Below are 21,152 nucleotides of genomic sequence, written 5' to 3'. Positions count from 1 at the left end.
GGCCTTCACCTGCCCTTCGGACTAGCGGTGAGAACTCAGGAGAAGGTCAGGTCACTTGCCGTCGGAGACGCCGAGCGCCTGGAAGTCGACCTCGCCGTAGGCGTCGGTGATGTAGACGTTGGTCAGGCGCGGGTTGCGCCAGTTCAGGGCCTTGTCGGCGACGATCGGCAGGTAGTAGGCGCCGTCGACCACCTTGTGGTTGATCTTCTTGTAGAGGTCCGCGGCCTTGGCCGGGTCGGTCTCCTGCGCGGCCTGGTCGAACCAGCCGTTGATCTCCGGGTCGTTGATCTCGGCGTAGTTGTTGTTGCCGTTGCTGGCGATGAAGCGGCCGTCGACCAGCGGCTGCAGGTAGCCGGAGCCGGTCGGGTAGTCGGCGCCCCAGCCCATCACGATCAGGCCGTAGCCCTTGGACTTGACCACGTCGGGCGCGCCGATCACCGAGGAGATCAGCTTGCCGTCGTACTGGTCGACGGTGACGTCGATGTTGGCGGCCTTGAGGGCGGTCTGCAGCGCCACCGCGGAGTTGACCTCCTTCGGCTTGTTGCCGCGCACCGCGATGGTGGTGTGGAAGCCGTTGGGCTGGCCGCAGGCCGCCAGCTCCTCCTTGGCCTTGTCCAGGTTCGGCTTGCCCTTGGTCAGGCCGAACGGGTCGTAGTCGTCGGAGCCGAGGATGTTCGGGGGCAGCATCGAGCCGAACAGCGAACCGGCCACCGAGCCGCCGCGGGCGGTCTGCAGGGCGGTGGAGTCGGCCGCGTACAGCACCGCGTTGCGGCAGTGGATGTTGTCGAACGGGGCGACCGACGGGGCCATCGTGACGTACCGGATGAAGCCGTTGTACGGGTCGTCGGTGTTGGCCTTGAGGGCCGGGTCCTGGAGCACCTTGACCTGGGCGGCCTGCGACAGGCCGGTCTGGGCCCAGTCGAGGTCGGCGGTGTTCGCCAGCAGGCGGGCGTCCATGTCGTCGGCGTTGGTGGTGACGGTCAGCTTGACGACGTCCGGCAGCGCCTTGCGGAACGGGTCGGTGGAGGCGTCCCAGTTCTCGTTGCGGACCAGCTCGTAGCCCTTGCCCGGCTCGACCGACTTGAACTTGTACGGGCCGGAGGAGACCGGCTTGTCGCCGTACTTGGAGCCGGTGTCCAGCTTCTGCGGGACGGGGGCGGCGGAGCCCATGGCCAGCAGGTACGGGAAGTCCGAGTTCGGCTTGGCCAGGTGGAAGACGATGGTGGTGTCGTCCGGGGTCTCCACCGTCTTGAGGCCGAGCTTGTTCGGGTCGGCGTCGGTGTAGGGGCCCTTGTAGTCCTGGCCCTGGTCCAGCTCGTTGATCAGGTAGGTCGGGCCGCCGGAGACGACGTCCTGCGCGAAGATGCGCTCGATGCCGTACTTGATGTCCTTCGAGGTGATGACCGAGCCGTCCTCGAACTTCAGGCCGGACTTCAGCTTGAAGGTGTAGGTCTTGCCGTCGGCGGAGATCTCCGGCTTGGCGGTGGCCAGGTCGGGGACGAGGTTCAGGCCGTCCTTGCCCGGCTTGCCGTCGAAGGCCAGCAGGGTCCGGGTGTAGAAGCGCTCGTAGTTCCACACCGAGGCGTAGTACGCGCGACCGGGGTCGAGCGAGTCCACGTCGGTGGTGGTCCACAGGTTGAGGGTGCCGCCCTTCTTGTCGGACGGGTTCACCACCTTCTCGGCCGCCGCGTTGAACCCCGCCGAACCGCCCTTGCTCGCGTTGTCGCCGCCCGAGCCGCCCTTGCTGCCGCCGCAGGCCGCGGTGGTGAGGGCGAGGGCGGCCACCAGGGCAGCGGCCGCGAGCGTCCTGTTTCGCTTCATGGGTTGGAGATCCTCCAGAGTTGCGGGCTCAGTTGCCCTTGGGGTCGAGAGCGTCACGCAGGCCGTCACCGAAGAGGTTGAAGGCGAGCACGGTGATGAAGATGGCGAGACCGGGGATCACCATGTAGGTGGGATCGGCCTGGTAGATCCCGACCGCGTCCGAGAGCATCTGGCCCCAGGACGGGGTGGGCGGCCGGACGCCGGCCCCGAGGAAGCTGAGCGCCGCCTCGTTCAGGATGTTGGTGGGGATGATCAGGGTCGTGTAGACCAGGATCGGCGCCACCAGGTTGGGCAGCAGTTCGCGGAACAGGATGTGCGCGCGGCCGGCGCCGAGGCTGCGGGCGGCGTCGACGAACTCGCGTTCGCGCAGCGACATCGCCTGGCCCCGGACGATGCGTCCGATGTACGGCCAGCCGAAGAAGCCGATCACCGTCATCAGCACCAGGACGCGCACCGTCGTGTCGCCCAGTCCGAGCACCGAGTTGGGGATCACCGAGACCAGCGCGATGCTGAACAGCAGCTGCGGGAAGGCCAGCAGGACGTCCATCACCCGGCTGATGACCGAGTCCACCCAGCCGCCGAAGTAGCCGGCCATGATGCCCAGCACCACGCCGATGACGATCGCCACCGCCGCCGCGCCGAGCGCGACCAGCAGCGAGATCCGGGCGCCGTAGAGGATTCGGGAGAACACGTCACGGCCGAAGGTCGGGTCGACACCGAGCAGGTAGTCGCCGCTGATGCCGCCGAAGGCGCCCTTGGGCAGGCCCAGGTCGGGGTTGATCTGGTCCGCGTGCGGCTCGTCGACCGGGTGCCCGAACAGCGCGGTGAGCACCGGCGCCAGGAGGGCCGCGAGGATCAGCAGGATCACCACGGCGCCGCCGGCCAGGGCGACCTTGTCGCGCTTGAGGCGCTCCCAGGCGATGCGACCGGGTGATCGTCCCTCGATCTTCTTGGGCGGCTCGGCGATTGACGAGCCGTCAGGCTGTGCGTCGGCCGCCGAACCAGGGGTCTCGGTGGGTGTGGTCATGAGTCAGTTCGTTCCCCTCGCCGACGGTGGCCGGCCCACGGAGTCGCGTGCGGTGCGGAAGTGCAGAGCGGTTTCGGTGGTGCCGGGCGCCGATGCGGCGGTGCAGAAGTGCGTTGAGCAAGCAGGGCGTTGCTGGTGGTGCGGGCATCCCTCGGCCGCCTCCGGCCGGAGGTCCGCCGAGCTGGGGCGCTCCGGGTCAGGAGGCCTCCGACGTGCACGGTGCTGCCGCACGGAGAAACGCGTCGTGCGGTTCATGCGCTGGCGGGGACGCGTTCACCTTCGTGGGGTTCGAGTCGCGCTCCGCATTGCGCAGCACTCTCTGTCATGGGAAGTGCCCGGCGGAAGACCCCCATGCCGAAGGATGCCTAACTGTGATCTGTTGGCATGCAATTCCGTTGTCGACGCATATCGCTCTTCACACAGCTGTTACGCGTCCGTCAAGGGGCACACTGACGACACCCCGCCAGTGGCGGGAAAACGCCAGGTGGCACGCGGGGTTGCGCGCGTAGATCATGGAGCGGTAAAAAACCCCCGCCGACCGGGCAAAAGGTCGGGGCGGGGGTTTTCCGACGGGGCGTCAGGGTAGGTTCAACGGCCCGGATAGCCCGGCCAGGGAGCCTGCGGCCACCCCTGGGCCGGCCCGGCCGACGGTTGCGCTGCGTGACCGAAGCCGGTCGGCCCGGCCTGCTGGGCGCCCTGCCGGTCGAAGAACGGGCGGGCGTTGGCCCACATCCACATCGCCACCGGGTCGAACTCGTCGGCCATCACCACGGTGGACACCCCGGGCCCCTCCGGCGCCTGCGCGGCCGCCCGCTGCACCAGCGCCCGGGCCGCCTCCACGGACGGCGGCGAGGTGTCGTACAGGTCCAGCCCGATCGCCAGGTAGCCCTCGCCCAGCACCGGCTGCACCCAGGCCCGGCGCAGCGAGCGCAGCGGCCGCACCTCGCCCGCCTGCTGCTCCAGCACGGCGAAGAACGGCGAGCCCTGCACCGGGGGTTCGGAGATCCGCAGCGGCCCGGCCGGCAGCCGGTCCAGGCCGAGCGCGATCCGCCGCAGGTCGGCCCAGGGCACGCCGACGCCGCCGCCGGGGCGGTGCGGGTCGAGCCACAGGCCCCAGCGCGAGCGGTACAGCGCGGCGGCGATCTCCAGCCCGGAGACCACCTCGTGGGCGCGCGTCCAGCCGCTGGCCGCGAGCTGCCCGGGGGAGGTCGCGCCGGGCGCGTAGCCGTGGCCGCCGACGTCCATGTTCCCGTACTGGGCGTCCGGACTGCCGGGGCTGCCGTGCCAGAGCAGCATCCAGACCTGCCCGCCGGCCAGGGCCCGCAGCAGCCCCTCGTACGCCTCCCAGCGCTCCGGCGCGACCGCTGCGAGGGCGCGTTCGACCGCCCCCGGGTCGCCGGCTGCTCCCGTCACGTCGCCGCCTACTCTCTTCGTCCGTTCCGCCGTGCTCCGGTGTTCCGGGCAACCCTATGGGGCGCACCCGACAGCCGTCATGCCGCCGTGCCCCGCGCGGCGGACCGGGGCCGCCGTCACGGCCGCACGTAGAAGGGCTGTACCCGCCCCAGCATCCAGTCCACCACCGGATCGGCGACCAGGTCGAGCAGCACCAGGTGGACGCCCCAGCTGGGCGGCGCGGTTCCGAGCGCCCGGCCCAGCGCGGTGTTCACCTCGGCCGGGTCGGCGGGGGCCGCCGGGTCCAGCTGCACGCCGACGTACAGCAGGGTCGGCTCGCCCTCCACCCGGGCCAGCGCCCGACGGGCCGTCAGGACGCCGGGCAGCGCGACGAGTTCGCCGGTCGCGGCGGCCAGGAAGGCGAACGGCTCCTGGTGCGGCTCGGGCTCCTTGAGCGCCACCCGGGCCCCCTCGGTCACCCCCTGCGCCTCCCACTGCTCGCCGCGCGGCCCGCGCCGCAGCTCGCCGACGCCCTCCGGCGGCACCGGGATGCCCACCGGCGCCTCCGGGTTGACCGCGACGCCGATGCCCAGCGGCAGCCCGCGGGCGAACTCCCACATCGGGGCGATCGCGAACGGGATGCCCGGGCAGTGCCGGAGGTACTGCTCCTGCGAGGAGTACACCGGGACGTACGGCGCCCCGGCCAGCTCCAGCGTCGGCAGGTCCAGCGCCTCGGCGTCCGGGGAGGTGCCGGACGGCAGCGGAATCCACACCTGGCTGCGGGCCAGCACCTCGATCACCCGGGGCGTCGCCCCGGGGTCGCCGAGCGCGGCCGTCAGCACCTGCTCCAGCTCGTTGGCCGGCCAGGGCCCGCCCTCCAGCACCCCGTCCAGCGGGAACCCCATCTCGCCCTCCACATCCGCGGTTGCGATCAGATTAGCGGCGCGCGGACCCGGCGCGGCGGCCCGGTGCGGCCCCGTCCGCCGGGCCCGCTCCGGCCCCCTCTCCCGCGACCCGCCCCCGGCATGCCATGATGGGCCCGCCCTAACTTCATACCGGCCGCTCGAACCCGCGCGGGAGAGCCGGAACGGCCTGGCACAGGCCGCGACCGGCGCCGAAGGAGCAAGTCCTCCCCGGAATCTCTCAGGCACCCCTACCGCCCGGGCGAGGCAGATCTGGAAAGTGGACACGGCCGCGCCGTGCGCCCACCCACGGTGCAAGCCGCCATCCTGTTCAGGAGGCGGCGAAGCTCTCAGGTTCGACGACAGATGGGGGAGATTCGCCCCAGCCTGCCCGTTTCCAGATCCCGGGAGTCCTGTCGTGTCCCTCCGCCTGACCGCGCTCGACGCGCTGCACCGCTCGCTCGGCGCCACCATGACCGACTTCGCGGGCTGGGACATGCCGCTGCGCTACGGCAGCGAGCGCGAGGAGCACCTCGCGGTCCGCACGAAGGCGGGCCTGTTCGACCTCTCGCACATGGGCGAGATCACCGTCTCCGGCCCGCAGGCCGGCGAGCTGCTCGACCACGCCCTGGTCGGCTTCATCTCCGCGCTCGGCGTGCTGCGCGCCCGCTACACCATGATCTGCCGCGAGGACGGCGGCATCCTGGACGACCTGATCGTCTACCGCACCGCCGAGCACGAGTACCTGGTGGTGGCCAACGCCTCCAACGCCCAGGTGGTGCTGGACGCGCTGACCGAGCGCGCGGCCGGCTTCGACGCCGTGGTCCGCGACGACCGGGACGCCTACGCGCTGCTCGCCGTCCAGGGCCCGGAGGCGAACGGCATCCTGGCCAAGCTGACCGACGCCGACCTGCCCGGCCTGAAGTACTACGCCCTGCTGCCCGCCACCGTGGCCGGCCGCCAGGTCTGGCTGGCCCGCACCGGCTACACCGGCGAGGACGGCTTCGAGGTGTTCTGCGCCCCGGCCGACGCCGCGCACCTGTGGACCGCGCTGACCGAGGCGGGCACCGCCGAGGGCCTGGTCCCGTGCGGCCTGTCCTGCCGCGACACGCTGCGCCTGGAGGCCGGCATGCCGCTGTACGGGCACGAGCTGTCCACCGAGCTGACCCCGTTCGACGCCGGCCTGGGCCGGGTGGTCCGCTTCGACAAGACCACCAACGACGGCGCCTTCGTCGGCCGCAAGGCGCTGGAGGAGGCCGCCGCCGCGGCCGAGTCCGCCCCGCCGCGCAAGCTGGTCGGCCTGGTCTCCGAGGGCAGGCGCGTCCCGCGCGCCGAGTACGCGGTGGTGGACGCCGAGGGCGCCGTGATCGGCCGGATCACCTCCGGCGCGCCGTCCCCGACCCTGGGCAAGCCGATCGCCATCGCGTACGTGGACGCCGCGCACGCCGAGCCGGGTGGCACCGTCGCGGTGGACGTCCGCGGCAAGGCCGAGCCGGTCGAGGTGGTCGCGCTGCCGTTCTACCGGCGTGCCCGCTGACCTCGGCCTCTCCCCCGGCCTCCTCCCCGAGCCAGTCCTTTTCCGGTTCGTCCGCCCAGCGGACGGCCGCGCCCGCCCCTCCCGCGATCCTGGAGAATGACGCCATGAGCAACCCCACGCACCTGCAGTACACCAAGGAGCACGAGTGGCTGACCGCCGCCGTGGACGGGGTGTCGACGGTCGGCATCACCGCGCACGCGGCCGACGCCCTCGGCGACATCGTGTACGTCCAGCTCCCCGCAGTGGGTGACACCGTCACCGCGGGTGAGACCTGTGGCGAGCTCGAATCCACCAAGTCGGTCAGCGACCTCTACTCCCCCGCCACCGGCGAGGTCACCGAGGTCAACCAGGCGGTCATCGACGAGCCGGCCCTGGTCAACTCGGAGCCCTTCGAGGGCGGTTGGCTGTTCAAGGTCCGGGTCGAGGCGACCGACGAGCTGCTCGACGCCGACGGCTACACCGCCTTCACCGGCGCCTGACCGGGAGACCCCCCTGATGACGGTTCTCAACCAGTCCCTGCACGCGCTCGACCCGGAGATCGCCGCCGCGGTCGACGCCGAGCTGCACCGCCAGCAGACCACCCTGGAAATGATCGCCTCCGAGAACTTCGCCCCGGTGGCGGTCATGGAGGCCCAGGGCTCGGTGCTCACCAACAAGTACGCCGAGGGCTACCCCGGCCGCCGCTACTACGGCGGCTGCGAGCACGTCGACGTGGTCGAGCAGATCGCCATCGACCGGATCAAGGAGCTGTTCGGCGCCGAGCACGCCAACGTGCAGCCGCACTCCGGCGCGCAGGCGAACGCCGCGGCGATGTTCGCGCTGATCCAGCCGGGCGACACCATCCTGGGCCTGAACCTGGCCCACGGCGGCCACCTGACCCACGGCATGAAGATCAACTTCTCGGGCAAGCTCTACAACGTGGTCGCCTACCACGTGGACGAGAAGTCCGGCCAGGTCGACATGGCCGAGGTCGAGCGCCTCGCCAAGGAGCACCGGCCCAAGCTGATCATCGCCGGCTGGTCCGCCTACCCCCGCCAGCTGGACTTCGCCGAGTTCCGCCGGGTCGCGGACGAGGTCGGCGCCCTGCTGATGGTCGACATGGCGCACTTCGCCGGCCTGGTCGCCGCCGGACTGCACCCCTCCCCGGTGCCGTACGCGGACGTGGTCACCACCACCACCCACAAGACCCTGGGCGGCCCGCGCGGCGGCGTCATCCTCTCCAAGGCCGAGCACGCCAAGAAGATCAACTCCGCGGTCTTCCCCGGCCAGCAGGGCGGCCCGCTGGAGCACGTGATCGCCGCCAAGGCCGTCGCGTTCAAGGTCGCGGCCTCCGAGGAGTTCAAGGAGCGCCAGCGCCGCACCCTGGAGGGCGCGAAGATCCTCGCCGAGCGCCTGCTCCAGGACGACGTGACCGCCTCCGGCGTCTCCGTCCTCTCCGGCGGCACCGACGTGCACCTGGTCCTGGTCGACCTGCGCAACAGCGAGCTCAACGGCCAGGACGCCGAGGACCGCCTGCACGAGGTCGGCATCACGGTCAACCGCAACGCCGTCCCGAACGACCCGCGCCCGCCGATGGTCACCTCCGGCCTGCGGATCGGCACCCCGGCGCTGGCCACCCGCGGCTTCGGCGCCGAGGACTTCCGCGAGGTCGCCGACGTCATCGCCGAGGCGCTCAAGCCCGGCTTCGACGCGGCCAAGGCCGAGGCGCTCAAGGCCCGGGTGACCGCGCTCGCGGCCGCCCACCCGCTCTACCCGGAGCTGTAGGACCCCGCCCGGCGGGCCGCCCGACCGGCGGCCCGCCCGGGCTTCCCGGGGCACCACGCACACTGGAGAGGTGCGCGCGGTGCCCCGTTCCATGCCGCGCCCCGCCCCACCGGGCGGGAACCGGCACACCACCACGAGACCGGACAAGGACGTCACCCCGTGGCCATCAGCGTCTTCGACCTCTTCTCCATCGGCATCGGCCCCTCCTCCTCGCACACCGTGGGCCCGATGCGCGCGGCCCGGATGTTCGCCCGCCGGCTCGGCTCCGAGGGCCTGCTGGAGCGGGTCGCCACCGTCCGCGCCGAGCTGTACGGCTCGCTCGGCGCCACCGGGCACGGCCACGGCACCCCCAAGGCCGTCCTGCTCGGCCTGGAGAACCACTCGCCCCGCACGGTCGACGTCGACCGCGCCGACCTGGACGTCGAGCGGATTCGCGCCGAGAAGCGGCTCAGCCTGCTCGGCCGGCACGAGATCCCGTTCGACCCGGACCACGACCTGGTCCTGCACCGCCGCAAGGCGCTCCCGTACCACGCCAACGGCATGGCCCTGTGGGCGTACGACGCCTCCGGCGAGACGCTGCTGGAGAAGACCTACTACTCGGTCGGCGGCGGCTTCGTGGTCGACGAGGACGCCCTCGGCGAGGCCCGGATCAAGCCCGACGACACCGCCCTGCGGTACCCCTTCCGCACCGGCGAGGAGCTGCTGCGGCTGACCAGGGAGACCGGCCTGTCCATCTCCGGCCTGATGCTGGAGAACGAGAAGGCGTGGCGCACCGAGGCCGAGATCCGGGCCGGGCTGCTGGAGATCTGGGCCGTCATGAAGGAGTGCGTCGCGGCCGGCATGTCCCGCGAGGGCATCCTCCCCGGCGGCCTCAAGGTCCGCCGCCGGGCCGCCTCCGCCGCCCGCGCGCTGCGCGCCGAGGGCGTCAACCCGGGCAACGCGATGGAGTGGGTCACCCTCTACGCGATGGCCGTCAACGAGGAGAACGCCTCCGGCCGCCGGGTGGTCACCGCCCCCACCAACGGCGCCGCCGGGATCATCCCGGCCGTCCTGCACTACTACCTGAACTTCATCCCGGGCTCGGACGAGGAGGGCATCGTCCGCTTCCTGCTCGCGGCGGGCGCGATCGGCATGCTCTTCAAGGAGAACGCCTCCATCTCCGGCGCCGAGGTCGGCTGCCAGGGCGAGGTCGGCTCCGCCTGCTCGATGGCCGCGGGCGGCCTCGCCGAGGTCCTCGGCGGCACCCCCGAGCAGGTCGAGAACGCCGCCGAGATCGGCATCGAGCACAACCTCGGCCTCACCTGCGACCCGGTCGGCGGCCTGGTCCAGATCCCCTGCATCGAACGCAACGGCATGGCCTCGGTGAAGGCCGTCACCGCCGCCCGGATGGCCCTGCGCGGCGACGGGCGCCACCATGTCTCCCTCGACAAGGCGATCAAGACCATGAAGGAGACCGGCGCCGACATGAAGGTCAAGTACAAGGAGACCAGCCGCGGCGGCCTCGCCGTCAACGTCATCGAGTGCTGACCCCGGAAACGGTACGGGGCCCCTGTCCGCGGTGGTGCGCGGTCCGGGGCCCCTGTGCGTCCTCCGGCGGCCAAGGGGGTGCGTGCCGGCGGAGGGGAGGCGTCGGGTTGTGCTGCCCGACGTGCATGACTATCGCATGCCGTGAACCGGTGAACAAAATCGAAACCAAGGCGTGTGGTTCACTTCACCTTCACATTCCAGGTGGGACGGCGGGGTGGGCTCAGAGTGGATCGGTGCGGGCTCAGAGCGCGGCGGCGGCGATGGCGGCGGCCCGCTCGCGGATTCTGATCTCGAACCAGACGCCCTTGCCGCGCGGCAGCAGGTCGGCGCCCCAGCGGTCGGCGAGCGACTCCACCAGCCGCAGGCCGTGGCCGTTCTGGTAGCCGACCTCGGGGGCCCGGATCAGGCAGGGCAGGGCGCGCGAGGAGTCCCGGACCTCGACCCGCAGCCAGCCGGGGCGGCGGGTCACCTTGAGTCCGATCATCCGGCCGCCCGCGTGCCGGACGGCGTTGGCCACCAGTTCGCCCGTGAGCAACTCCCCGGCCTCCAGCAGCTGGTGGAGTTTCCACGTCCGTAAGACCGAGAGGACCAGCCGGCGGGCCACCTTGGCCGACTCCGGGCGGGAGGGCAGCCGCACCTCCTCCGCGGCGTCGGGATCGCTGAGGACGCCGAAGAAGAGGTGCTCCATCTCCTCCGGCGTCAGCCGCTCCAGATCGGCCAGCACCACACCGGCGCCGATCACTGACGGATCGTCACCACGCCTGCCGGCCGCCGGAAGTGATGACCGGTCTGCTTCGCCCCATGCCGCCATGCGCCCCATCATTGCGGAACGCGAGCGGCCGCGTACGGACAATGAGCAAACGATCACTATTCATTTGGCATATGCCGTCAGCAACCGAACGGACGCCCGGGCGTCACCACTGCGCCCAGGGGGTGTTCCACCCGCCCAGGCCGTTGTCGATCGAGACCGTCGCGCCCTTGGAGTTGACCACCTTGAACACGTCCCCGACCATGCTGGAGTTGTAGAGCTTGCCCGCCGGGGTGCCGTCGCCGCCCTTGGCGGTGTCGGTGACGCCGATGCAGCCGTGGCTGCCGTTGGAGCGGCCGATCACGCCCGCGCTCCACGAGTTGCCGTGCACGTAGGTGCCGGAGTCCGTCAACCTCATGGCGTGCGGAACCACCAGGTCGTACTCGTCGCCGGAGCCCTCCTTGGTGACGCCGTTGGAGGTCATCCGGGTGGTGCCCTCCATCGCCTCGACCACCATGACGCCGTTCCAGGTGTCGTAGCCGGGCTTGCCGGCCGTGAACTCGACGGTGTCGGTCTGCTGGCCGTCCCGGACCACCGACATCCGGTGGGTGTTGACGTCCACGGTGGAGACCTGCGAGCGGCCGATGGTGAACGGCTCGTCCTTGTCCACGTCGCCGTACACGCCGGGCGCGGTCTCCACGTTCTTGAGCTTGTAGTGGATGGTGACCTTGGTGTTGGCGTTCCAGTAGTTCTCCGGCCGGAAGTCGATCCGCTTGTCGTTGACCCAGTGGCCGCGGACCTCGGTGCCGTCGGAGGTCTCGAAGGTGATGCCGGCCTTGACCGCGTCCTTGTTGACCACGGACCGCTTGAACCGCACCGAGACGATCATGCCGACGCCGTAGGTGCCGTCGTCCGCGATGTTGTCGCTGGTGCCGGCCTCCTTGTCGGGGGTGAGGGTGGTGAAGCCGGAGCGCGCGTTGGCGACCACGCCCTTGTCGTCCTCGGCGAGCGCGTCCACGGTGTAGGCGGTGGCCACCAGGAGGCTGCCGGTGGGGGCCCAGCTGCCGTCGGCGGCGATCTGGCCGGGCACCTCGACGCCGTCCGGGCCGGTGACCTTGACCGAGGTGAGCTTGCCGGCCGCGGCCGTCACCTTGACCTCGCCGGTCGGCTTCACCCCGGTGGCGCCGTCGGCGGGCGTGATGGCGATGGTGGCGGCCGACACCGCCGGCTTGCTCTCGCCGGCCGTGGCACCGGCCGTGCCCTTGGGGCCGTCCGGCTTCGCCGGGCCGGAGCTGCAACCGGCCGTGGTCATCAGCACCAGGGCGCCCGCGAGCGCCCCCGCCACATGTGCCCCGCGCATCGCCTTCACGTTCCGCTCTCCCCAGTCACCCGCCTGTCCGCTGACAGGACTTTCGCTTGATATGACGGATCGGGGACCGGAAACGTTGCGACCCGAGTGTCCCGGTCCGGTCACGAACGGACCACGGCCCGGCGGTCGGGTGACCACCGGGCCGTGCGAGCGGGCGTGCGGGCGGGCCTGCGGGCGGTCGGCTACCACTTGCTCCACGGGAGGGTCCAGCCGCTCCAGCCGTTGTCGCCGGCGACGGTCTGGCCCTTGGAGTTCTTGATCCGCACCACGTCCCCGATGATCGAGGAGTTGAAGAACTTGCCCGCCGCCGTGCTGTCGCCGCCGCCCTTGACGTCGGCCATGCCGACGCAGCCGTGGCTGGCGTTGGACTTGCCGAAGGCGCTGCTCCAGTAGTTGCCGTGCACGTAGGTGCCGGTGCTGGTCAGGCGCATCGCGTGCGGCACGTCCGGGACGTCGTACTCGTCGCCCTTGACGTTGGAGACGGTCGCCGAGTTCATCCGGGTGACCTTCTCCTTGGAGGAGATCACCATGGTGCCGTTCCAGGACGCGTTCTGGTCGTTGCCGGCCGTGATCGGGATGCTCTCGGTCTTGCCGCCGCCGTGGTCCACCGTCATGGTGTGGGCCGCCGCGTCGACCGTGGAGACCTGGTAGCGGCCGATGGTGAATGGCTCGTCCTTGTCGATGTCGCCGTACACGCCGGGCGCCACCTCGACGTTCTTCAGCCGGTACTTGACCGTCACCTTGGTGCCCGGCTTCCAGAACTGCTCCGGCCGGAAGTCCAGCCGCTGGCTGGTGAACCAGTGGCCCTTGGCCACCGTGCCGTCGGAGCCGGTGACGGTGATGCCCGCCAGCACCGCGTCCTTGTTCTTGATCGGCTTGCCGAAGCTGACCGAGACGATCATGCCGACGCCGTAGGTGCCGTTGTCGGCGATGTTGTCGTTGGTCGAGGCGGTCTTCGCCGGGGTCAGCGTGGTGAAGCTGGTGGTCGAGGCGGCCACCAGCCCGGCCGCGTCCACCGCCTGCGCGGCGACCGTGTAGGTGGTGCCGACGGCCAGCTGGCCGGCGGGCTTCCAGCTCAGGCCGTCGTCGGAGATCTTGCCGTCCACCGCCTTGCCGTTCTTGTCGGTGACCTCGACGGTGGTGAGCTTCCCGCTCGCCACCGCCACCTGGAGGCCGTCCTTCGGCTGCACGTCGGTGGCCCCGTTGGCCGGGGTGACGGTCAGCTGCGCGGTCGAGACCTTCGGGGTGGTGTCGGACGTGGAGGAGGACGAACTCCCGCCGCCCGCCGTGCCCTTGGCGTCCGTCGACCCGCCGCCGTCGCCGTTGCAGGCCGTGCCGAGCAGCAGTACGCCGCCCACCAGCAGGGCCGCCGCCCCCCGCCTGGCCCGGCGTCCGCGTCCCGCCACGGCCCAGGTCCTGTGAACCGTCTCCACTGCGCTGCTCCCCTCCCGGTGTTCCCATCGCGTACACGTGCCCGTGCCCGGGATCGGTTGCACCGGGCCGACCGCGATCCGGTGGCCGCGCCGTTCGACTCCGGTCGCGCGCGGCCAGGATAACCGGCCCGGCCGGGTGAATCTTCGGCGGGAGCCGGGTGCCCGTTCAGTGAACGCCGGGCGCGCTGCCCGCCGTCCACTGCCGCCAGTCCAGGTTCCAGTCGGAGAGGCCGTTGTCGGGGGCGACCCGCTCGCCGCGGGAGCCGCGCACCTCCACCACGTCGCCGGTGCGGGTGTGCGCGTAGAGCCAGCCGGCCGGGGAGTCGGCGGAGCCGCCCCTGGCGTCGGGCAGGCCGATGCAGCCGTGGCTGGTGTTGGCGGCGCCGAAGACCGCCGGGGCGCTCCAGTAGTTGCCGTGCACGAAGGTGCCGGAGGCGGTCAGCCGCAGCGCGTGCGGGACGTCCGCGATGTCGTACGCGTCGCCGAGGCCGACGGTCCGCGAGTCCATCCTGATCGCCTCGTGGCGCTCGGAGACCACCATGGTGCCCAGGTAGGTGGGGTGCTCGGGGCTGCCGCCGCTGACCGGCAGCACCCGCAGCACCTCGCCGTCCCGGCGGACCGTCATGGTGTGCGCGTCCAGGTCGACGGCGGCCACCAGCGCGCGGCCGACGGTGAAGTGCACGTCCTCGTCCTGGGTGCCGAGGTAGCCGGGCGCGCCCTCGACGTCCCTGAGCCGCAGCCGCAGGGTGACCCGGGTGCCGGCCGGCCAGTACGCGGCGGGGCGGAAGTCCAGCCGCCGGTCGCCGAACCAGTGCGGGGCGATCTCCAGCGGCGGGTCGGAGACCACCGCGACGGCCCGCTCCACCGCGGCGCGGTCCGCGATCGGGTGCGAGAAGCGCAGCGAGACCGGCATGCCGACGCCGACGGTGGAGCCGTCCTCGGGGGTGAAGGAGCCGACGAAGGTGTGCGCGGGGGCGGCGGTGGCGAAGGCCGCGTGCCGGGCGGCGCGCAGGCCGTCCGCGTCCTCGGCGACCGCGTCCAGGGTGTACCCGGTGGCGGTGGCCAGCCGGCGGTCGGCCGTCCAGCGGGTGCCGTCGGCGGTGAGGGTGCCGGGGACGGCGGCGCCCCGGTCGTCGGCGAGCCGGACGGTCAGCAGCCGGCCGCCGTCGACCTCGACCCGCACCGGGCCGTCGGCCGGGACGTCCCGCGCACCGTCGGCGGGCCGCACCGCGAGCCGGGCCCGGGAGGCCGGCGGCGGGGCGGCCGCGTCGCCCGGCGGCCGGTCGCCGCCGTCGCCGCCGCCGGAGCAGCCGGTCAGCAGCACCAGGGCGAGCGCCGCCGCCCGCCGGGTCCAGAGCCGTACCGCGGCGCGCATGCCGTCCTCCGCATTCGTCCGACACTCGTCCGACATTCGTCCGACACCACCCCATACCACCCGATACCGGACCCGATGGGCGGTTCCGCCCCGCGGACACGACCGGATGGTTTCCGCACCCGGCTCCGCTGGGCACATGATCGATCACGGCGCGTCACTCCGCTCGACCCGGGGTGACGAGGGCCGTCGGACAGGGAACAACCGGAAGAACGGGGACGGGCCCCCGGATGGCTGGGAGGGTCGCCATGACGGCGTGGCAGGAGCTGGGTGCGGGCACGGCCCGTCAGACGCGGTCGGCCGCCCGGTGGAACGGCGCGGCTCCCCGGCCGGACGCCGCACCGCCGTGGCCGGGCAGCTGGCAGCCGCTGGGCGCCCGGTTCCGCACCGACCCGGAGGGCGGCCGGGGCACCAACTTCGCGCTCTGGGCCCCGCAGGCCGAGGCGGTCGACCTGTGCCTGTTCGACGAGCGCGGCCGGGAGAGCCGGCACCGGCTGACCGAGCAGACGTACCAGACCTGGCACGGCTACCTGCCGGGCGTGCTGCCCGGCACCCGCTACGGCTTCCGGGTGCACGGCCGGTGGGACCCGTGGACCGGCGCCCGGCACAATCCCGCCAAGCTGCTGCTCGACCCGTACGCCCGGGCGATCGACGGCGCCTACACGGCCCACGACGCGACCTGCGCGGCCGTCCGCAACTGGCCCGAGCGGGACGTGGCGGACACCGTCCGGGACGACCGGGACTCCGCGCCGTACGTGCCCAAGGCCGTGGTGGTGGACGACGCCGACGACTGGTACGACGACCAGCGGCCGAAGACGCCCTGGGCCGAGACGGTGCTGTACGAGCTGCACGTGCGCGGCTTCACCATGCGCCACCCGGAGGTGCCGCCCGAGCTGCGCGGCACCTACGCGGGGCTGGCGCACCCGGCGGCGGTCGCCCACCTGACCGGGCTGGGGGTGACGGCGGTGGAGCTGCTGCCGGTGCACCACCACGTCAGCGAGGACCACCTGCAGGCCCGCGGGCTGGTCAACTACTGGGGCTACAACACGCTCGGCTACTTCGCCCCGCACGCGGGCTACGCGGCGAGCGGCAGCCGGGGCCAGCAGGTCGGCGAGTTCAAGCGGATGGTGCGGGCGCTGCACGCCGCGGGCATCGAGGTGATCCTCGACGTGGTCTACAACCACACCGCCGAGCAGGGCGTGATGGGCCCGGCGCTCTCCTTCCGCGGCATCGACAACACCGGCTACTACCGGCCGGACCGCTCCCGCCGCGGCTACGCGGACTACACCGGCTGCGGCAACACGCTGGACACCCGGCGCCCGCAGGTGATCCGGCTGATCACCGACTCGCTGCGGTACTGGGTCGCCGAGATGGGCGTGGACGGCTTCCGGTTCGACCTGGCGGCGGCGCTGGCCCGCGGCGCGGACGGCGTGGAGATGGAGCATCCGTTCCTCGCCGCGGTCTCCCAGGACCCGCTGCTCAGCCGGGTGAAGCTGATCGCCGAGCCGTGGGACGTCGGCCCGGGCGGCTACCAGGTGGGCGGCTTCCCGCCGCTGTGGGGCGAGTGGAACGACCACTACCGGGACACCGTCCGGGACTTCTGGCGCGGCGCCCGGCCGGACGTCCGGGAGCTGGCCACCCGGCTCTCCGGCTCCTCCGACCTGTACCAGCGCGGCGGCCGCCGCCCGTACGCCTCGGTCAACTTCGTCACCGCGCACGACGGCTTCACCCTGCGCGACCTCGTCAGCTACGACCGCAAGCACAACGGGGCCAACGGCGAGGACAACCGGGACGGTACCGACGACAACCGGTCCTGGAACCACGGCGCGGAGGGCGAGAGCGACGACCCGGCGGTCCGCTCGCTGCGGGTGCGCCAGCTGCGCAACCTGCTGACCACGCTGCTGCTCTCCAGCGGGGTGCCGATGATCACCGCGGGCGACGAGATGGGCCGCACCCAGGGCGGCAACAACAACGCGTACTGCCAGGACAACGAGACCGGCTGGGTGGACTGGTCGCTGCTGGACGACCCGGACTGGCGCTCGCTGGCCGAGCTGACCGCCAGGCTGGTGCACCTGCGCCGGGCGCACCCGGTGCTGCGGCAGCGGGCGTTCTTCTCCGGCCGCCCGGCCGGGCCGGACGGGCAGCGGGACCTCACCTGGCTGACCCCGGCGGGCACCGAGATGACCGACGCGGACTGGTTCTCGCCGGGGCAGGCGCTGGCGATGCGGCTGTCCGGCAGCGCGATCTCCGAGCGCGACCAGCGGGGCCGGGAGGTGCGGGACGCCGACTTCCTGCTGCTGCTGAACGCCGCCCCCGAGCCGCGGCGCTTCACCCTGCCCGCCCCGCACGTCCCGCTGCTGGACACCGCGCTGGCCGGCCCGCCGGACGCCGTGCCGGTGGCGGAGGTGCTGCTGACGGGCCGTTCGGCGGTACTGCTGACGGCCGGCTGACCGCGCGGGGCCCCTGCGGCCTGGCCGGTTCTCACCGACAGGGGCAAAAAACCGGATGAGAAATGTCGGCGGAACGGCCTACCCTCTCGGCGATGGCCGAGAACCAGAACCCCGCTCCGCCCACCCCCGCGGATTCGAACGCACCGTCAACAGGCGGCGCCCACGGTTCACCCGTACCGGCACCCCGGTCCGCGGTGCGCTCGCTGCTGCGCCTGTGGCCCTACGCGCGCGAGGCCCGCTGGCGGATCTTCGGCTCGATGGCCGCCGCCGGGCTCGCCTCGCTCAGCGTGCTGGCCGTCCCGGTCGTGCTGCGCCGGATCGTCGACGGCCCGGTCGCCCACCGGGAGCTGTCCGCCCTGTGGCCGCTGGCCGGCCTGCTGCTGCTGCTCGGCGTGGCCGAGGCCGTGCTGTTCGGCGTCCGCCGGGTGATCGTGGCCCGCCCGCTGGCCAGGGTCGAGACCAGGCTGCGCGGCGAGCTGTTCGCCAAGCTCCAGCGGCTGCCGATCTCCTTCCACGACCGCTGGCCCTCGGGGCAGTTGCTCTCCCGGGCCACCTCGGACCTGTTCGTGCTGCGGCTGTTCCTGGCCTTCCCGCTGGTCTTCCTGGTCGTCAACTCCACGGTCTTCCTGACCGGCACCGCCCTGATGTTCGTCCTCGACTGGCGGCTCGCCCTGATCACCGTGCTCCCGGCGATCCCGCTGCTGTACTTCACCCGGCGCTTCGAGGCCGGGTACTCGGCCGCCTCCCGGCTCGCCCAGGACCAGAACGGGGACCTGGCCACCGTGGTCGAGGAGTCGGTGCTCGGCATCCGCGTCCTCAAGGCCTTCGGCCGGCACCGCACCATGGCCGAGGAGTTCCGCCGGCACAGCGCCGCCCTGCGCGAGACCGAGCTGCGCAAGGCCGGCCTGCTCGGCAACCTGTGGGCGGTCATCGTCGGCCTGCCCGAACTCGCCCTCGGCGGCGCCCTGGCCGCCGGCGCCGTCCTGGTCGCGCACGACCGGCTCTCGGTCGGCACCCTGGTCGCCTTCCTGTCCACCGCGCTGGCCCTGCGCTGGCCGGTCGAGTCGCTCGGCTGGCTGCTCGGCTTCGCCGCCGAGGCCGCCAGCGCCGCCAACCGCTACTTCGAGGTGATGGACGAACCGGAGCCGGCCGACCCGCCGTCCGGCCTGGCGCCGTCCGACGACCGCGGCATCCGCTTCACCGGCGTCCGCTTCCGCTACCCCGACGCGCCCGCCGGCACCCCCGACCTGCTGGCCGGCGTCGACCTGCACGTCCGCCCCGGCGAGACGCTCGCCCTGGTCGGCGCCACCGGCAGCGGCAAGACCACCCTCACCGCGCTGCTCCCCCGGCTGTACGAGCCCACCGCCGGCTCGATCACCCTGGACGGCACCGACCTCCGGGACGTGCCGCGCGCCGAGCTGCGCCGCGACCTCGCCGTCGCCTTCGAGGAACCCACCCTGTTCTCCGCCACCGTCCGGGAGAACGTCCTGATGGGCGCCCCCGACGCCACCCCCGAGCAGGTCGCCGCCGCCCTGGCCACCGCGCAGGCCGGGTTCGTCGACCGGCTCCCGGACGGCCTGGACACCGAGGTCGGCGAGCAGGGCCTGAGCCTGTCCGGCGGCCAGCGCCAGCGCCTGGCGCTGGCCCGGGCCGTGGTCGGCGCACCGCGCTTCCTGGTCCTGGACGACCCGCTCTCCGCGCTCGACGTGCACACCGAGGCGCTGGTCGAGCGCGCCCTGCGCCGGGTGCTGGCCGGCACCACCGCCCTGGTCGTCGCGCACCGCCCGTCCACGGTGCTGCTCGCCGACCGGGTCGCGCTGCTCGCCGACGGCCGGATCGCCGCCGTCGGCACCCACCAGGAGCTGCTGCGCTCCTGTCCCGCCTACCGGGCCCTGATGTCCGGCGAGTCCGAGCTGGAAGGGGCGCTGGCCCGATGACCACCGCCGTCGCCGCACCCGTCGCCGAGGAGGACGAGCTCCTCCCCCCGGCCACCGACGACCAGGACATCCCCGTCCCGCCCGGCGCCCCGCGCGCCCTGCTCGGCTCGCTGCTGTCCCCGCACCGCCGCCGGATCACCGTCGCCGTGCTGGCCGTGCTGCTCCAGCAGGCCGCGCTGCAGTCCGGTCCGCTGCTGGTCGCCTACGCCATCGACCGCGGCATCCCCGCCCTGCGCGGCCACGACGCCGGCCCGCTGATCGCCGTCACCCTCTCCTACCTGGGCTGCGCGCTGGCCGCCACCCTGCTCCAGCGGGCGTTCATCCGGGTCGCCGCCCGGATCAACCAGGACATCCTGCTGGACCTGCGCGGCCGGATCTTCCGGCACGCCCAGCGGCTCAGCCTCGACTTCCACGAGCGCTACACCTCCGGCCGGATCATCTCCCGCGCCACCAGCGACGTGGACACCCTGCGCGAGCTGCTCTCCGAGGGCCTGCAGGAACTGCTGATGGTCTGCCTGTCGGTCGGCTACATCACGGTCGTCCTGGTGGTCGTCGACTGGCGCCTCGGCCTGGCCGCGCTGGCCTCCTTCCTGCCGATGTACCTGGTCATCCGGTCCTTCCGGCGCCGCTCCCAGCAGGTCTACCGGCGCTCCCGCACCGTCTCCGCCGGGCTGATCGTCCGCTTCACCGAGACCATGAACGGCATCCGCCCGGTGCAGGCGTTCCGCCGCGAGGCCGCCAACGACAAGGCGTTCGGCACCGTCAACCGGCAGTCCGCCACCGCCACCGCGGACGGCCTGCTGGAGATGGCCCGGTACGTCTTCCTGTCCCGGCTGACGGCCAACGTCTGGATCACCGGCGTGGTCGTCCTCGGGGCCTTCCTGGTCACCGACGGCAGCCTCGAACTCGGCGTCCTGACCGCCTTCGTGCTCTACCTGCGGCGGCTCTACGACCCGATCGACCAGCTGGCGATGTTCCTCAACAGCTACCAGTCCGCGGCCGCCGCGCTGGAGAAGATGGCCGGCCTGCTCGCCCACGAGCCGTCCGTCCCCGAGCCCGCCGCGCCCGCCGCCCTGCCCGCCACGCGCGGCAAGGGCCGCGAGGTCGCCTTCCGGGCCACCTCCTTCGCCTACGCCAACGGCAAGCAGGTGCTCGCCCCGTTCGACCTGGTGCTGCCCGCCGGGCGGACCACCGCCGTGGTCGGCGCCACCGGCGCGGGCAAGTCCACCCTGGCCAAGCTGCTGGCCCGGTTCTACGACCCCACCGCCGGCCGGATCACCCTCGACGGCGTCGACCTGCGCGAGCTCTCCACCGCCGAGCTGCGCGCCAACGTCGTGATGGTCACCCAGGAGTCCTTCCTGTTCTCCGGGACGGTCGCCGAGAACATCGCCGTCGGCAAGCCCGACGCGACCCGCGCCGAGGTCGAGGCCGCGGCCCGCGCGATCGGCGCCCACCCGTTCATCGCCGCCCTGCCCGACGGCTACGACACCGACGTCCGCAAGCGCGGCGGCCGGATCTCGGCCGGCCAGCGCCAACTCGTGGCCTTCGCCCGCGCCCTGCTCGCCGACCCCGCCGTCCTCATCCTCGACGAGGCGACCTCCTCGCTGGACGTCCCCGGCGAACAGGCCGTCCAGCACGCCATGCGCACCGTCCTGGCCGGCCGCACCGCCGTGATCATCGCCCACCGCCTCTCCACCGTCGAGATCGCCGACCGCGTCCTGGTGATGGACCAGGGCCGCGTCGTCGAGGACGGCACCCCCGCCGCCCTGATCGCCGGCGAGGGCCGCTTCGCCACCCTCCACCAGACCTGGAAGGACAGCCTGGTCTGACCGCCGGCGCCCCGCCGGGAGTGGAGCGGGCGCCCAGCACCGTC

At 72.6% G+C, this 21,152-nt stretch carries 15 protein-coding genes and 2 riboswitches; of the genes, 7 read left to right on the top strand and 8 right to left on the bottom strand.

All coding sequences use genetic code 11. The features are described 5' to 3' along the window. Positions 1-51: 51 nt before the first annotated feature. From QMQ26_RS23440 to QMQ26_RS23425, 4 genes are all read right to left on the bottom strand, one after another. Positions 52-1,821, bottom strand: coding sequence for an ABC transporter substrate-binding protein (locus QMQ26_RS23440; RefSeq protein ID WP_282202593.1), 1,770 nt, complete (start codon positions 1,819-1,821; stop codon positions 52-54). A 28-nt stretch (positions 1,822-1,849) separates the two neighbouring features. Next, positions 1,850-2,848, bottom strand: a complete 999-nt coding sequence (locus tag QMQ26_RS23435) for an ABC transporter permease (RefSeq protein ID WP_282202592.1) — start codon at positions 2,846-2,848, stop codon at positions 1,850-1,852. 588 nt (positions 2,849-3,436) lie between these two features. Further along, on the bottom strand, positions 3,437-4,261 hold the full coding sequence (locus tag QMQ26_RS23430; protein WP_282202591.1) for an enhanced serine sensitivity protein SseB C-terminal domain-containing protein: 825 nt from the start codon (positions 4,259-4,261) through the stop codon (positions 3,437-3,439). 116 nt (positions 4,262-4,377) lie between these two features. Then, positions 4,378-5,145, bottom strand: a complete 768-nt coding sequence (locus QMQ26_RS23425; protein ID WP_282202590.1) for an enhanced serine sensitivity protein SseB — start codon at positions 5,143-5,145, stop codon at positions 4,378-4,380. Between the two features lie 159 nt (positions 5,146-5,304). Further along, a riboswitch (glycine riboswitch) is annotated at positions 5,305-5,409 on the top strand. Then, positions 5,410-5,518, top strand: a riboswitch (glycine riboswitch). A gap of 96 nt (positions 5,519-5,614) precedes the next feature. Here QMQ26_RS23425 and gcvT point away from each other — a divergent pair. The 4 genes from gcvT to QMQ26_RS23405 all read left to right on the top strand — a co-directional run bounded on the left by gcvT (position 5,615) and on the right by QMQ26_RS23405 (position 9,970). Continuing rightward, positions 5,615-6,679: a glycine cleavage system aminomethyltransferase GcvT gene (gcvT, locus tag QMQ26_RS23420; RefSeq protein WP_404814198.1), complete on the top strand. Its 1,065-nt coding sequence runs from the start codon at positions 5,615-5,617 to the stop codon at positions 6,677-6,679. A 104-nt stretch (positions 6,680-6,783) separates the two neighbouring features. Further along, positions 6,784-7,158 (top strand): glycine cleavage system protein GcvH, encoded by a 375-nt coding sequence (gene gcvH, locus QMQ26_RS23415; RefSeq protein ID WP_100836284.1) that lies wholly within the window; start codon positions 6,784-6,786, stop codon positions 7,156-7,158. Between the two features lie 16 nt (positions 7,159-7,174). Further along, positions 7,175-8,443 (top strand): serine hydroxymethyltransferase, encoded by a 1,269-nt coding sequence (locus QMQ26_RS23410; protein ID WP_282202588.1) that lies wholly within the window; start codon positions 7,175-7,177, stop codon positions 8,441-8,443. Positions 8,444-8,602: 159 nt separating this feature from the next. Further along, a complete protein-coding gene (locus QMQ26_RS23405) occupies positions 8,603-9,970 on the top strand; it encodes an L-serine ammonia-lyase (protein WP_282202587.1) in 1,368 nt (455 codons plus the stop codon). A gap of 241 nt (positions 9,971-10,211) precedes the next feature. On the opposite strand, the gene QMQ26_RS23400 is transcribed toward QMQ26_RS23405, so the two are convergent. The 4 genes from QMQ26_RS23400 to QMQ26_RS23385 form a co-directional block, all read right to left on the bottom strand. Beyond that, positions 10,212-10,709, bottom strand: a complete 498-nt coding sequence (locus QMQ26_RS23400) for an ATP-binding protein (protein WP_404814197.1) — start codon at positions 10,707-10,709, stop codon at positions 10,212-10,214. Between the two features lie 175 nt (positions 10,710-10,884). Beyond that, the gene (locus QMQ26_RS23395) at positions 10,885-12,078 is read right to left on the bottom strand and encodes a L,D-transpeptidase (protein WP_282202586.1); all 1,194 of its coding nucleotides are present in this window, start codon (positions 12,076-12,078) and stop codon (positions 10,885-10,887) included. Positions 12,079-12,269: 191 nt separating this feature from the next. After that, positions 12,270-13,493, bottom strand: coding sequence for a L,D-transpeptidase (locus QMQ26_RS23390; protein ID WP_282202585.1), 1,224 nt, complete (start codon positions 13,491-13,493; stop codon positions 12,270-12,272). A 193-nt stretch (positions 13,494-13,686) separates the two neighbouring features. Beyond that, positions 13,687-14,895, bottom strand: coding sequence for a L,D-transpeptidase (locus tag QMQ26_RS23385; protein ID WP_282202584.1), 1,209 nt, complete (start codon positions 14,893-14,895; stop codon positions 13,687-13,689). Between the two features lie 245 nt (positions 14,896-15,140). Here QMQ26_RS23385 and glgX point away from each other — a divergent pair, with 245 nt between their 5' ends. From glgX to QMQ26_RS37505, 3 genes are all read left to right on the top strand, one after another. Beyond that, positions 15,141-17,342: a glycogen debranching protein GlgX gene (gene glgX, locus QMQ26_RS23380; protein WP_282202583.1), complete on the top strand. Its 2,202-nt coding sequence runs from the start codon at positions 15,141-15,143 to the stop codon at positions 17,340-17,342. A 92-nt stretch (positions 17,343-17,434) separates the two neighbouring features. Further along, positions 17,435-19,279 carry an ABC transporter ATP-binding protein gene (locus QMQ26_RS37510; RefSeq protein ID WP_318552027.1) on the top strand — a complete coding sequence of 615 codons (1,845 nt, stop codon included), beginning with the start codon at positions 17,435-17,437 and terminating at the stop codon, positions 19,277-19,279. Then, positions 19,276-21,108, top strand: a complete 1,833-nt coding sequence (locus QMQ26_RS37505) for an ABC transporter ATP-binding protein (RefSeq protein ID WP_318552026.1) — start codon at positions 19,276-19,278, stop codon at positions 21,106-21,108. Before QMQ26_RS37510 ends, QMQ26_RS37505 begins: the two co-directional genes overlap by 4 nt. Positions 21,109-21,152: the final 44 nt, after the last annotated feature.

The organism is Kitasatospora fiedleri, assembly GCF_948472415.1.
Taxonomy (GTDB): Bacteria; Actinomycetota; Actinomycetes; order Streptomycetales; family Streptomycetaceae; genus Kitasatospora; species Kitasatospora fiedleri.
Note: the sequence above shows the minus strand (reverse complement) of the source record. Positions and strands in the feature narration are given on the sequence as shown.

Excerpts from the sequence above, each read along its gene's own strand:
- QMQ26_RS23385 (WP_282202584.1), bottom strand. The coding sequence starts at position 14,895 with ATGCGCGCCGCGGTACGGCTCTGGACCCGGCGGGCGGCGGCGCTCGCC.
- QMQ26_RS23395 (WP_282202586.1), bottom strand. The coding sequence starts at position 12,078 with ATGCGCGGGGCACATGTGGCGGGGGCGCTCGCGGGCGCCCTGGTGCTG.
- QMQ26_RS23410 (WP_282202588.1), top strand. The coding sequence starts at position 7,175 with ATGACGGTTCTCAACCAGTCCCTGCACGCGCTCGACCCGGAGATCGCC.
- QMQ26_RS37505 (WP_318552026.1), top strand. The coding sequence starts at position 19,276 with ATGACCACCGCCGTCGCCGCACCCGTCGCCGAGGAGGACGAGCTCCTC.
- QMQ26_RS23440 (WP_282202593.1), bottom strand. The coding sequence starts at position 1,821 with ATGAAGCGAAACAGGACGCTCGCGGCCGCTGCCCTGGTGGCCGCCCTC.
- gcvH (WP_100836284.1), top strand. The coding sequence starts at position 6,784 with ATGAGCAACCCCACGCACCTGCAGTACACCAAGGAGCACGAGTGGCTG.
- QMQ26_RS23435 (WP_282202592.1), bottom strand. The coding sequence starts at position 2,848 with ATGACCACACCCACCGAGACCCCTGGTTCGGCGGCCGACGCACAGCCT.
- glgX (WP_282202583.1), top strand. The coding sequence starts at position 15,141 with ATGACGGCGTGGCAGGAGCTGGGTGCGGGCACGGCCCGTCAGACGCGG.
- gcvT (WP_404814198.1), top strand. The coding sequence starts at position 5,615 with ATGACCGACTTCGCGGGCTGGGACATGCCGCTGCGCTACGGCAGCGAG.
- QMQ26_RS37510 (WP_318552027.1), top strand. The coding sequence starts at position 17,435 with ATGGCCGAGAACCAGAACCCCGCTCCGCCCACCCCCGCGGATTCGAAC.
- QMQ26_RS23425 (WP_282202590.1), bottom strand. The coding sequence starts at position 5,145 with ATGGGGTTCCCGCTGGACGGGGTGCTGGAGGGCGGGCCCTGGCCGGCC.